Origin of the sequence: Gorillibacterium sp. CAU 1737, from assembly GCF_039888655.1 — a bacterium.
Classification (GTDB): domain Bacteria; phylum Bacillota; class Bacilli; order Paenibacillales; family NBRC-103111; genus Gorillibacterium.
Map to the genome: position 1 here is coordinate 52,870 of NZ_JBDQQO010000006.1, position 12,356 is coordinate 65,225.

The window sequence follows — 12,356 nt, forward strand, 5'->3', positions numbered from 1 at the left end:
GTGATCTATTATACACCGCGGCACAAAGATTCAAAAGGCGCTTTTTAATCGTTTTCTGCGGAATCCTCATCCCTTTTGTATTCCAACAAATCTCCAGGCTGACAATCCAGAGCCTTGCAGATCGCCTCCAGGGTGGACAAGCGGATCGCCTTGGCTTTCCCATTTTTAAGGATGGATAAGTTCGCCATTGTAATTCCAATTCGCTCCGAAAGCTCGGTTACGCTCATTTTTCGTTTGGCCAGCATCACGTCAATGTTGATTATCATCATGTCGATCACCTCAAACCGTCAAATCATTTTCGGATTTGATGTCGATTGCTTCTTTCAGGAGCCTTTGGAGAACTGCTGCGAAAACGGCAACCACCAAGGATGCGAAAATGATGACCATGCCAATCAGAATGATCCCGGGCGCATCGTCCTTCTCCGCCAGGAGATAGAGGAGCGGCATGCCGACCACATACAAACTGCCAAACGAGATGGCGCTATACTTCATCTTCTTTAGGGCTTGAACCGACCGGTCTGAGAATGCCTGGTTTCGATCAATGAAGCCAAGCAGGCGGACGGCCTGAACCAGAGCATAGAAAAAGGGCAGCGCGGATGCATACAAGTCGAGGAAAAAGAGTGGCTTGAGGTACGCATGATCTGGATAGAGCTCAATAGCGAAGTTCGCGATCTCCGGCACCAAAAAAATGCAAAAGGCAAGGAACGGAACCCCCATCAGGATGACGGTCATCTTCAAAAAAAGGGTGGATCGTTTCATAAAAAGTCCCTCGCTTCATTCAAGAGTTGCTTTTACTTTATCATGCCATTTATCGTTTTACAATAAATTTGTGTTGACTTTAAATAATTAATTACTGTATCTCCGAAAACAAAAAGGCCGGCTGAGAGCCTTTCGCTCTCCACCGGCCGTTCATCTCAAAAGGTATGCGTTCGGTCTTCTTATTCTTCCGGACGATTCGGCTGATCCGGCCGATTCCCCGTTGCAGCATTTTTGTTGGCCTTTTGCTGCTTCCGGTTTTGATCCTTGTTTTTTGCCATTGTTCCCACTCCTTTCCGTGGTTTGTTCCTAGCTTGTCCTCCCTCTCCCATTCTATTCATGCTCAGGGTGATACCTTCCCCGTCAAAATCGGGTACAATGATACCAACCTTACCGACCAAAGGAAGATGATTGTGACTTATGATGTGATTGTAATCGGAGCCGGCTCGGCCGGACTCATGGCAAGCATTGCCGCAGGGCGCCAGGGTGCCCGGGTTCTTCTACTGGACAAGGGCTCCAAGCTGGGCCGGAAGCTCGGTATCTCCGGTGGCGGGCGCTGCAACGTAACGAATGCAAAGGATTTGGATGAGCTGATCAAGCACATTCCAGGTAACGGACGGTTTCTCTACAGTGCGCTGGCAGAGTTCAGCAACCGTGATATCATGGCCTTTTTCGAGGAGCTGGGTATTGCCTTGAAGGAAGAGGACAACGGGCGCATGTTCCCGGTAACGGACAAGGCGAAGACGGTCGTGGATGCCCTGATAAACGAGGTTCGGCATACAGGGGTGGAGATTCGCATCGACTCTCCGGTAAAAGACGTTCTCTATGAGGAGGATAAGGTGGTTGGCGTCCGCCTCCAAACCGGCGAAGAAATCCGTGCGAACGCGGTTATTGTGGCCGTAGGCGGCAAATCAGTTCCCCAGACCGGATCGACAGGAGACGGCTACGCCTGGGCGGAAAAAGCCGGACACACGATCGTCGAGCTGTTCCCGACCGAAGTCCCGCTTACGTCGAACGAGCCTTTTATTACGAGCAAGGAGTTACAGGGGCTGTCGCTTCGAAACGTCTCTCTTTCCGTATGGAACACCAAAGGCAAGCGGGTCGTGGAACACCAAGGGGACATGATCTTCACCCATTTCGGCTTATCCGGCCCCATCGCTCTGCGCTGCAGTCAGTTCGTGGTGAAGCAGCTTCGTCAGAATGGAGGCCCCTCCGTTCGGCTTACCCTTGACCTGTTCCCGGCCAAAAGCGTAGAGGACGTCATGGCGGAACTCCTGGAATCCGGGAAGAATGAGCCGAAGAAAGCAATGAAGAACGTGTTGAAGGGGCTGATTTCGGACCGGATGCTCCCCCTCTTTTTCGAGCGCGCCGGCGTGAAGGAGGACATCACCTTCGACCACATGCCCAAGAAGGCCTGGCTTACGCTGGCCCAGGAAGCGAAGGCGTTCGGCATCGAGGTGACTGGCACCCTCTCCCTGGAGGAAGCGTTTGTAACCGGCGGCGGCGTGAACCTGAAGGAAATCGACCCGAAGACGATGCAGTCGAAATGCATGGACGGACTGTATTTTTGCGGCGAGGTTTTGGACATTCACGGGTACACCGGCGGCTATAACATCACCGCTGCCTTTACGACCGGACATTGCGCTGGCACCCATGCGGGACAAAACTCACAGAGAACCTAATCACAAGGTTTCCTTCAACCTTCTTCGCTTCCGAGGTGTTATTTCTTGTGAGGTGATCGAAATGCCGGACTACGACAAGCGTGTCTTGACCCTATGGGGCTGCATCGGGGTGTTTCTGGCGTATTCTCTGTTCCTTCAATTCTATCCGCATCCAACGAAGTTGGATCGCACGCTAGATGCGGTGATTTATGTGGATAAAGACCCTTCCTCGGTCACCAAGACCCTCGTTCGTTTGAAGGGAACCTATTTTCGCCCCATCTGGAGCAAGGAGCAGTTCGACGGCCGCATTTTGATCAAGGGGATTCCATTGACGAAAACCTATTCCCCCTTTTCGGTTACGGCTACAGAGAGGCGAAACGGCATCCACTTGAGCACCCTGGCCTATCAATCTTCAAGAAATGAGTTCGAGCATTCTCTGATTTACTACAGTCCGCTCTTCTCCAAGCTCGCGATTACCGCCCCAGCCAGTTGGGTCGGAAACTCGGACCCGCATAAATCCATCGTGATCGTAGCTCCCGCTTCCACCTATGAAGAAGCGCAAGCTGTCTTGGACTCCATGAGGGCCAAATTTGGAGAGGGCTTTTACCCTCCTCAAAGGTGAACCCCCGGCTCCAGGTGATCGAAGTCGTCATTGGATGGATCAAAGGAAGGCGTGTCGGCCGTCTCGGCCTCACTGACGGCTGCCGTCCCTTCCAGGTGCGGGGCTTCCACATCGGGATGAAGATAAGCCTCCGGTAAGTCCTCGGTCACCGTATGAGCGGGAACCCTCAGGTCCTCGAACGTACCGGTGCCTTCGCCGCCGGCGAGCTGGTAGGCGGTATCAAATACCTCCCGCTCCGAAACCGGCAGCCCGGACGGCGAGCGATGATGTGCGTCGGCCATATCGAGCGATCCCCCGTAGGCTTCAGCAATCTCCAAAGCGCTGGTGAGGTCGCCCCGATCAAAGCCGACCCGAAGCACCGGCTTCACATGAAACCCAATCTCGGTGAGCATGTCCATGGCCAGCATGGCTGACTTCGAGTCTGGAAATTGAAACTCCAAGCGATTCATAGCTTCTCCTCCTGATGGCGGCATTTTTCTATAGGTTTCCCCGCGTCCAGTGGTTCATGCGCCCCGTAAGGCGCCTCCCTCTCGTGGCGGATCTGCATAAGAAGCAAACAGCCCCTCGCTCCTATTCGGAGACAAGGGGCTGTTTCGATTGGTTCCGTTCCACCGTTCAAGATAAGTAAGGCAGCTCCAGGTACTTCATCAGCTTCTCAATCATGGCCTGGTACTGTTCATCGTGAAAATAAGTCCGGTTTGGGTTGGCTTCGAACGCCTTCCCCCAGTTCTCCCCATCCTTGTATTTCGGCACGATATGGAAGTGGATATGCGGCATGGTGTCGCCGTACATCGCATAGTTGATCTTATCCGGGAGGAAGGCCTTCTCGATGGCGGCGGCCACTCGAACGATATCCTCCATCAGCTTCGCCCTCGTTTCCTCGGGGAGGTGGAACAGCTCCCTCTGGTGCTCGTTCAGAGCGACTACGCATCGTCCGAAATGAGACTGCTCCTTGTTCAGGTATAAGGTCGAGACGCTGAGCTCGCAAATCTCGATCATCAGATGATCCAGCCGTTCATCCCGGCTGCAAAATACACACTCGCGTTGCATGTCGTCCATTGCCCTCCTTGCTGCATGTGAAGCTCGCGGTTCCGAGGGAAGTGCCCTCCCACTCGAATCCAGCCGGTTGATGCTCACTCCGACCATCCTCCTATCTTAGCGATTTGCAGTCTGCCTGTCCAATTTGAGCGCCGCGAACGTGCTGTACACGCCAGAGATGGAATAAGCGACCCCAACGGCAATCGGCAGGAACAACACCGCTTTGAGCGGCGGTAAGGCAGGGAGCCAGATGGCAGCGGAGATGACGAGAAACCCCGGGAGCATAGCCAAGAATACATAGGCCCGAAGAGCATTGTACCAAGACCCAGGCTCCCAGGAAAAGAGACCAAGGAACGCATTATTCTGAAATTCTCCCCACTGAAGGCGCACGAAATACGACAGAATGAACCCGCTGATGATCCAGATGATCGAGAACAGCAGCTGATCCTGCGAACCGATCCGCGTCACGAGACTGCCAAAAACGAAAACCCCGGTGATCATCGCATAGCTCTTCATCTGCTGGGTGCTGCGAACCAGACTCTTCAGGCCCGATTCGGCCAGTACGTTGGAGGCCGTACGCTTCTTAAAGATCCGCTGGGATTTGCGGAAAAGCAGCGGTTTTCGTCTCGGGAAAGTCGGCTTCTTGGCCACTTGATCGCGCAGAATGAACGCAACGTATTTGTATTTTTGCGCACTGTCCCGCCGAACGTCCGACAGAAGCGCCGCTTTCGCTCGGAACCTTCGACGGAAGAGGGCCCACACGACAACCAAGGCAACAACACAGCATAAGAGTCCCAGGAGGGCGCCCTTCAGAAAGAGCCTTGTTGTTCCCGCGAAGACGAGGGCTAGTCCCATCACAAGGAACGCCTTGGCTAGATACAACCGCCAGCCGGCCAGTCGAATATCCGCAAACTGCAAGATGAGATGGATTCCCATCTGATAGAGCCACACGTAGAGGAAAAGCAGCAGAAACTCCGGCAGATTCAATCGGCCGTTCAAGAGCAGGACCGGCGTCAGAAGAGCGGCTAGGAAGGCAATGACGCCCCCTCCGACCACGGCGGAATATACGGCGCCGTAACGGCGGAACCGGTCAGCCCAGCGCTCTCCCTGCTCAAAATGAAGCTGGTCGGCTTCCACGAGAAAGTACCTAACCGTTCCATTTAGCATGAAGAGGAAGAGTCCAGATCGGATTACACCGAACGTGAGAAACGAGAACCACTCTGGCGGCGTTACCCACCAGGTGACATAAAAGTAACCGAGGATCGCCAAACCCGGAAGCACCACGTAAACCGCAACGATCCAGTCCACGATCAGGCGCAGGACGCGCCATTGAAAAGCCCAATTGGAGCGGACCCGCGAGAGAAAATACGACAAGGGAGCCATCACTCGGTCATTCCTCCTCCGTTAAAGCCGTAAAACATTCGAAGAGCGTAGCTTCGGGAAGCCCGCATGCCTCTCGAATGTCCTGCAAGGTCCCGGAGGCAACGATCCCTCCGTCGGAGACGAGCAAGAAGGAGGAGCAGATGCGCTCGGCCGTGTCGAGCACGTGCGTACTCATGAGGACGCCGGCCCCCCGCTCCCGCTCCCGATCGAGCATCGCCAGAAAGTCGCGGATCGCCTTCGGGTCCAGGCCGATGAAAGGCTCGTCCACAATGTAAAGCTCCGCCTTATGCAGAAAGCCGAGCACGAGCATAATTTTTTGCTGCATGCCCTTGGAGAAGCTTGAGGTCAGATGATGCCTCACTTCGGTCAACCGATAGAGGGTCAACAGCTCTTCCGCTCTCTGCTGAAACTCGTCTCCCTTCAGTCCCATCGCACTGGCGGCAAGCTCCAGATGCTCCCAGAGCGTCAAATCCTCATAGAGCACAGGGTGCTCCGGTATGTAAGCATAATGCGCCTTTCCATCTCCGAAGGTGATTTCTCCCTTCACCTCCGGCAGAAGTCCAAGCAGCGCCTTGATGGTCGTGCTCTTCCCAGCTCCGTTCGGACCGATCAAGCCGACCAACTCTCCCGGTGCAACCTCGAAATGCACGTCCTGAATCACATCCGGACGCCCTCTATAACCTGCTGATTCAATATGGGCGGTTACAACTGCCATGTGGGTTTCCCTCTTTCGCCTATCCCTTATCGGTTGGTTGCCATCATCCTGCTCTATCTAGGTACGATTCAGCGGAGGACTCGTTTCACTTACCCGAGCTGCTTCCGCCAATGGTTTAGCAGGGCCGTTAGCCATTCTCTCTCGCCGGGAACCCGCTCCCGAAGTCTCGCTGCTGCCACGACCGGAAGCCATTCTTCCATCTCAGAGAGTGTCATGCCGGTAAGCTTCCTGTATTCTTTTACATAAGTTTTCTCCATGATGCCATTGAACCAGCCGGAAAGCTTCATCACCATAGCTGGCATGCCGGGAGGCCGGAAGGGAGATCTCAGGAGCAGGAGCGTTCTCGCCACATCGAATCCGGGATGCCCTGTCTCAGCGGTCGTCCAATCCAGCACCATCCATTCTCCGTTACTCTCCATGATATTCCCGGGATGGAAGTCGCCGTGGCATATCGCTTGTCCGACAGGAAGCTGTTCGGCGTAACGGAGGAACGGTTGCAGATCCAGCCCGGTCACGGTCTCGCTGTCTTGGATCCGCCCAGCTAGATTCACCCTCTGCTCGGGCAAGCCAACGGCAGTCGAGCGATGCATGCGAGCATGCAGCTGTGCCATCGTTCGCGCAGCTTTCTTTAGCACCCATGGGGACTTTTGCAGCTTGTCGAGCAGGCATTCCCCTTCGACCCGGGCAAAGACGATGCCCATTCCTTCATCTGTCTCCAGCAATTCATATACTTGCGGAGAAGGGACGCCTGCTTCGAAGACATCCTTCGCCATCTTGTATTCCCATTCGATCATGCCTCGGTCAAACCCGGGTTTAAACTGCTTCAGAACCTTGCCCTCTCCCCATTCCCAAACCTCGGCTGTTCGGCCGCTGCCGATTCGGTTCCCCTTCGTCACCATTCCGATCACTCCTCGTTGTCCAGTACACAAAAGCCCCCGCACCTCGAGTGGGCACGGGGGCTGTTCTTCCCTTATCCTACCACAATATCTCAAAAGCGTGTTTTGCAAATCCATGTCCGGTCGAACAGGGGTTGCAAAACACGCTCCAGGCAGTTCGCGGGCTTAATGATTGATGAGCTTAATGACCTGGGCTTTGACGGGCTCCTCCCGCTTCCCCACATGATCGGGGTAATACCGGCATAACAGCTCGACGAGATCCTCGTCATACTGGATATCGCTCCATCGGTACAGTTCCCCGAGCGCTTCCGCCGTTCCCGTCATTTTGCCGTTTCGGGTATCGGCCACGGTCATGGAGGCAAATCCGTCTGCGACACGCAGAATGCGAGCATGAAGGGTAATATCTTCCCATACGAGCCCATAAGGATAGCCGGTCCCATCCAGATTTTCATGATGGGCCAGGATGGCCTCGCGGTCAATTAAGCCTTGTTCGATGAGGGAGGCAAGCGCCCCGACAGTCAAAAGCGGATGATCGAGCACGGTGGCCGCTCCGTCCTTAGGCTGTCCGGATCGGGCAGGAGCCAGGAGCAGCTTGCCGTAATCCATCAGGAGCGCCGAGCGGTAGACCAAATCCTGCTCCGGCTTTGGCAATCCGAGGCCGCGGGCAAGCATAAGGCTGAAGAAGGCAGAGCGAAGGGAATGCTCATAAACCAATCGGTCATGAGCCTTTAAGCGCTGAAGTAAAAAGGCCGTTTGCGGGTTTTCTCGACAAAATTCGCGGGCTTGGGCTCGATAGTCTTCCCCCGGATTTATTGTGCGGTTCATCATAAAGATCCACCCTTTTCCTATCCTCCATCCTGGAATGAAGGAAGTGTCTATATACTTGTATTTTCTATTTAATTACACAAAAAATCGATCACCTAAGCTTCTCATTTTCCCACTTTTTTGAAAGTGCGGATAATCACACCTTCTTCCTATCATTGTATGACAAAAAATGCTAATTGTCGACATCCTCATGAAAGAACTTTTCACGCGAAAGCACGTCAAATGGGGTGTCCCCCAGGTAGAAAGCCTGGAAAGACACCCCTTTGTCTATGCAAACACGGTGTGATTAACTTCTCTTGTTGAACGATCTATCTGCTGACAAGGGTCAGGGCAAGCGCCACCACCCGCTCTAAATCGGCACGGCACTCAGGTATCCTGGTAACGAAAGCGACAATTCTTTGTCCTTCGCCATTATAGCAGGCCCTTCGCAAAATGCAAAAAAAACCGCCCCTTCGGGCGGCTCTCGAGCGGATAGCTCAAGCAAAGGAAGGCTTGCGGTCGGTTACGCGTCCGCTGATCACCTTCACATATTCTTTGTCTTCGCCATCCAGTGACGGTCCGATGTACACATGGGCAGGACCGTCCGGGTTCCCCCATGGCGCGGCGGCTTTGATGTCCCGAACGACTCGGCGCTCTGCGGATCTGGCGGAATCCGATGCTCGCGCTTTCGTGGACTTCCTCATCTCGAATCCCCTCCGATCAGGTTGCGGATGGTATTCAGCAGCTCGTCGTTCGCCGCAACGATCTCCTCCAGCTGCCGATCATCAAGCGTATCCTCACCCGAGATGTGCACGGATAGGACATGCTCGTTACCTAAAGGATAGCACAGGATGTAGACTTCCTCAATCTCGCGTCGGTTAAAGAAGGACCAGACCTTGCTGTTCAAGGCCTCTAATACATAGACCGGTTCGCCGCTTCCACCCTCGGTTCCGTCCAGTGGAAAAGCACGGCCACGCCCTACGTTACCCCCGACCTGGCGAATGATCCCCTCCACCGATTCCCAGATCGCAGCTCCCGTCGTACGGAAGCCTGCAGGGGTAAGAATGGAGTTGCGAATCGCTTCGGCGAAGGCGGCATAACGCTCCGCTTCGTCCGGCGCCGTGATGTTTCGCAGGTAGCTCCAAAAGAACCGGAGAATGCTTTGCTTGCGCTCCAGTTGCTCCGTCTTGTCTTTCAGTTGACGCACCGGATCGACATAGTGCTTCTCGCGCCGAATGACAGCCGCAATCTCTCCGCACGGAACATCCATGGCCGCTGAATGCCGGCCATCGCTTCGGCTTCCGTATCGAAGCAGCGTCAGACCCTCAAAGTCGGAGGGAAGATGGAACTCCGACGGAATTTTGCCCGAGACAGGTTTACGCAATTCAGGGAGGTCACGGGGGACAAGGCAGAACACGCGTCCCCTGCGCAGCCTCCCCCAGAACAACCCCATCTCAAACAGTGTGTTATCCCGGGTGATGAATACGGGCTTCTCCCGAATCAGCGCGACGTCCTCGGGTGCGAAGACGAATACGCCGTAGTCATTCGTGTCCAGTTCTCGCTCCAAAGCTTCCATCGTATAATCATTCGGTCCAAAGGTACCGGCATACCAAGGGTTTACTTGCGCTATCCGCTCCAGATGGGAGCTGGCAGCACGTGCAAGCTCGATCGCCTCCCGGGAACATCCGAGGAAGACGTTGGGCTTGCGTTCAACGGCTGTCAAGGCCAATGGGTTCACGCTCTCTTCGGCGGCGGCCGCCTCTATTTTTTACGTGAAAGATCAGTTGGCACTAGTATACCTTGTTTTTCCAGTTAAGGGAATAGATGATTACCCGTCCTACGGTCCCATTTTTCCGGGAACCGCCGGACTCTCGTTGAGGCTTATCCCGAATCTCCTGCTTGCTGGTAGCCGAGCTGGTAGACCCAAGCGATCAGCTGCGAGCGATCGTTCACTCCAAGCTTATGAAAGATATTGGTCATGTGATTCTTCACGGTGTGCTCAGAAATAAATAAGGTTTCCGCCACCTCCCGATTGCTCGCCCCGGTGGCCACCAGACTTAGCACTTCCTGTTCCCTTGAGGATAGCGCGGTCAGATCGCGAATCGCCAGCAAGGGATTGACTCGCAGAGAGGCCTCGTCCCGGTCGTAGACCGATTGCCCGAGGGTAAGCTCCAGGTCGATCCGCTCCCTTCTGACCAAGAAAGCTTGAAACGCCTGAGCGAGCTCTTCTTCCACAAGACCCGGACTCAGCTTCCTTCCGGGCCGGGTGCTGTGGAGTGCCAGCGCCGCAATTTGGCTGGCTTGCCGCGTGATGAGTCCGGATAGCCCAAGAGACCCCTCCCCCAGCTTTGGATTGGCCTCCTCTTCCGGGAGCTGGATCGCCTTCAGTTCGAACAAGACCTCTGCCAGCTCCGGCTCCACCTGTTCCTGAACCAGAACAGGGTCATATTCCGCAAGCAGGCAAGCAGTTCCGGCGAGGCGTTCCAGCCGCTCGTTCCCTTCCTGCGTTCGGGCGAATGCTGCTGCAAGCTCTCTCGCCTGCGCACCGTGTTCATAAGCGTCCGGTGCCCATTGCTTCAGCGCCAGGTGGAGCAAGATCGGCCGGTCGCGGCTTTCGCTTCGCTCCTCCTGCCGAATTCGGTGGATGGCTCCGCTTGCCGTCAGGGCCAAGGTCTCCAGATAGCTTCGATGCTCCTCCGCCTGATTTCGATCCCGCAAGGCGACTAGAAGCACCCCATAGACCTCATAGCGAGAGGAAAGCGGGCATTCCAGCACCGGCACCCCCTGCCATTCGGCCAGCACGGCTTCTCCCTGGATGAGGTTGTCCGACGTCCCTCCCGCATACCGCTCTGTCATCTCCTGAAGGGCTTGTTCCCCCTGCTGTTGAGATAGACCGCGCGAGACCAATTGGGCTTTGCCATCTTCGCGCAAGTGCAGCGCCGCTGCGAAGGAGCCTTCAGCAAGGCTTAAGCTCATATCGATCAAAAGGTACAGGACTCGTTTGACATCCTGCATCTGATTCACGGTACGCTGGATCTCCATCAGCATGGAGAGCTTCAGCACGACCGAATTCCGCTCGTCCCGAAGGTTCTGCGCCGCAACACGGACATGAATAAGCGAGTGAAGGGTTTGCCCAACATCAAACAGCTCATCGGAAATTTCCTGCAAGGTGCGGCTTCCCCCGAACAGGATGCCGACCAGCTCGCCCTCTCGAAGAACAGGGAAGCTGAACAGCGAGCGAATGGGCACATTGTTTTGCCGAAAAAACAAGATGCGCGGATCGCGCGACACGTTGCCCCAGCGGCCCGGTTGGCGAGTCGTTGCCGTCTGTCCGAGAAAACCCTCGCCAAAGGAAAAGCCGGAGCCGATCATACTGAAGCCCTCACCCAGCACCTCTGTGATTCGAAAGCGAGCTTCGCCCTCCTTGGCCGCATATCCGATAAAGTCCAGGCCGTTGCCAAGTGCGAAGATCGGCTGCAGGCTGTCCTTCACCCGCCCTCCCGGGCTATCGATGGCAGAGGCTGCTTCCCGAATAGCGGCAAGCGTCCGCTTCCCTGCCCGCTCCAGACGCTCGGTCTCCATGAGACGGCCTGCGATGGAAGCAAGCGAGGCCAACTTCGCCGACAATCTGCGCTTCCGCTCCCCATTCAGCTCGGGAACCGCATCCCTCAGCTCTCGATAGAGCGCCCCCTCACTCTCCTCTCCTTCATAATAGCTTTGCAGGAAGAGGCGAGCGCGGGAATCGGTAAAGAAAACAGCCCAAAGATAAAACCGCTCTGCTGATGGTCCCGGCAGCCGCGTCGTCATCAGCTTCATACCGGGCCGAAATTCAAACTCCATGGGTCGACTCACGCCATCAAGCGATGGAAGAAGGCGAAGCGCCTCTCCCGCGAGACGTCCGGGTTCCCTCTTTTCCTCCAACGGACCGAGCCATTCCCTCTTGCCTGAGGGTCTTGTAACCCAGCGTCCCTCTTCGTCCGAAATTAACAGGCAGATTCCGCTGTCTGCCGCGTAGGTGTCCTGCAACTGCTGCAGCTGCTCTACAGTTCGGTCCATGGCGACTCGTCCCGTGCGGAATGATCGGGAAGCTTATACCAATAGACGGAGCGCGGACCGTCTTTGCTTTGTTCCAAAATCCTCAATTCCATCAACCGCTCCAATACCTGCTCAAGCTCCTCCGGCTTTTTTCGCAAAAGCAAGGCCAGCCCTTCGCAAGTTTCCCTCGCATGGGGATGATCGCGAAAATAGGCCGCGCACTCCATTTGCAGCTGCATGACGAGCCGACAATCCCGTTCCTTCATGTGTGATCCCCCCTCCACCCTTCATCATCAGGCACAGCGATCCCCATACCCCCTCTTTACCCACAGGGCGTGTTTGCAAACCCTTGAAAAGGTCGAATGGCAGTCAGCATTCCGCTGCATTGGAGAAGCGGTGTTCTTTACAAATAATGAAAAAACGCCCTCCCCGAATGGGAAAGGCGC

Annotated in this window: 14 protein-coding genes; 2 read left to right on the plus strand and 12 right to left on the minus strand. The window is 55.3% G+C overall.

The annotated features are described in order from the left end of the window. Window positions 1–44: 44 nt before the first annotated feature. Together AAFN83_RS13810 and AAFN83_RS13815 are read right to left on the minus strand one after the other, a co-directional pair. Window positions 45–269 carry a helix-turn-helix domain-containing protein gene (locus AAFN83_RS13810; protein WP_347770313.1) on the minus strand — a complete coding sequence of 75 codons (225 nt, stop codon included), beginning with the start codon at window positions 267–269 and terminating at the stop codon, window positions 45–47. 10 nt (window positions 270–279) lie between these two features. Beyond that, window positions 280–759 (minus strand): DUF2975 domain-containing protein, encoded by a 480-nt coding sequence (locus AAFN83_RS13815; RefSeq protein ID WP_347770315.1) that lies wholly within the window; start codon window positions 757–759, stop codon window positions 280–282. Between the two features lie 410 nt (window positions 760–1,169). On the opposite strand from AAFN83_RS13815, the gene AAFN83_RS13820 reads away from it, so the two are divergent. Both AAFN83_RS13820 and AAFN83_RS13825 read left to right on the plus strand, forming a co-directional pair. Beyond that, window positions 1,170–2,438, plus strand: a complete 1,269-nt coding sequence (locus tag AAFN83_RS13820; protein WP_347770317.1) for a BaiN/RdsA family NAD(P)/FAD-dependent oxidoreductase — start codon at window positions 1,170–1,172, stop codon at window positions 2,436–2,438. A gap of 61 nt (window positions 2,439–2,499) precedes the next feature. Continuing rightward, on the plus strand, window positions 2,500–3,039 hold the full coding sequence (locus AAFN83_RS13825) for a hypothetical protein (protein ID WP_347770319.1): 540 nt from the start codon (window positions 2,500–2,502) through the stop codon (window positions 3,037–3,039). Here the strand turns inward: AAFN83_RS13825 and AAFN83_RS13830 are convergent. The 10 genes from AAFN83_RS13830 to AAFN83_RS13875 all read right to left on the minus strand — a co-directional run bounded on the left by AAFN83_RS13830 (window position 3,030) and on the right by AAFN83_RS13875 (window position 12,176). Continuing rightward, window positions 3,030–3,488: a hypothetical protein gene (locus tag AAFN83_RS13830; RefSeq protein ID WP_347770321.1), complete on the minus strand. Its 459-nt coding sequence runs from the start codon at window positions 3,486–3,488 to the stop codon at window positions 3,030–3,032. The genes AAFN83_RS13825 and AAFN83_RS13830 overlap by 10 nt on opposite strands. Before the next feature lie 166 nt (window positions 3,489–3,654). Next, window positions 3,655–4,098, minus strand: a complete 444-nt coding sequence (locus AAFN83_RS13835; RefSeq protein WP_347770323.1) for an HIT family protein — start codon at window positions 4,096–4,098, stop codon at window positions 3,655–3,657. 96 nt (window positions 4,099–4,194) lie between these two features. After that, window positions 4,195–5,460 carry an ABC transporter permease gene (locus AAFN83_RS13840; RefSeq protein WP_347770751.1) on the minus strand — a complete coding sequence of 422 codons (1,266 nt, stop codon included), beginning with the start codon at window positions 5,458–5,460 and terminating at the stop codon, window positions 4,195–4,197. 7 nt (window positions 5,461–5,467) lie between these two features. Continuing rightward, the gene (locus AAFN83_RS13845) at window positions 5,468–6,175 is read right to left on the minus strand and encodes an ABC transporter ATP-binding protein (RefSeq protein WP_347770325.1); all 708 of its coding nucleotides are present in this window, start codon (window positions 6,173–6,175) and stop codon (window positions 5,468–5,470) included. An 89-nt stretch (window positions 6,176–6,264) separates the two neighbouring features. After that, entirely contained in the window at window positions 6,265–7,074 is an 810-nt protein-coding gene (locus AAFN83_RS13850) for a phosphotransferase family protein (RefSeq protein ID WP_347770327.1), read from the minus strand. Between the two features lie 162 nt (window positions 7,075–7,236). Continuing rightward, a complete protein-coding gene (locus tag AAFN83_RS13855; RefSeq protein WP_347770329.1) occupies window positions 7,237–7,896 on the minus strand; it encodes an HD-GYP domain-containing protein in 660 nt (219 codons plus the stop codon). Between the two features lie 476 nt (window positions 7,897–8,372). Then, window positions 8,373–8,579: a hypothetical protein gene (locus AAFN83_RS13860; RefSeq protein ID WP_347770331.1), complete on the minus strand. Its 207-nt coding sequence runs from the start codon at window positions 8,577–8,579 to the stop codon at window positions 8,373–8,375. After that, window positions 8,576–9,613: a TIR domain-containing protein gene (locus tag AAFN83_RS13865; protein ID WP_347770333.1), complete on the minus strand. Its 1,038-nt coding sequence runs from the start codon at window positions 9,611–9,613 to the stop codon at window positions 8,576–8,578. The genes AAFN83_RS13860 and AAFN83_RS13865 overlap by 4 nt, the downstream gene beginning before the upstream one ends. Before the next feature lie 143 nt (window positions 9,614–9,756). Continuing rightward, the gene (locus AAFN83_RS13870) at window positions 9,757–11,931 is read right to left on the minus strand and encodes a LuxR C-terminal-related transcriptional regulator (RefSeq protein WP_347770335.1); all 2,175 of its coding nucleotides are present in this window, start codon (window positions 11,929–11,931) and stop codon (window positions 9,757–9,759) included. Beyond that, window positions 11,916–12,176 carry a hypothetical protein gene (locus AAFN83_RS13875; protein ID WP_347770337.1) on the minus strand — a complete coding sequence of 87 codons (261 nt, stop codon included), beginning with the start codon at window positions 12,174–12,176 and terminating at the stop codon, window positions 11,916–11,918. The genes AAFN83_RS13870 and AAFN83_RS13875 overlap by 16 nt, the downstream gene beginning before the upstream one ends. Window positions 12,177–12,356 lie beyond the last annotated feature (180 nt).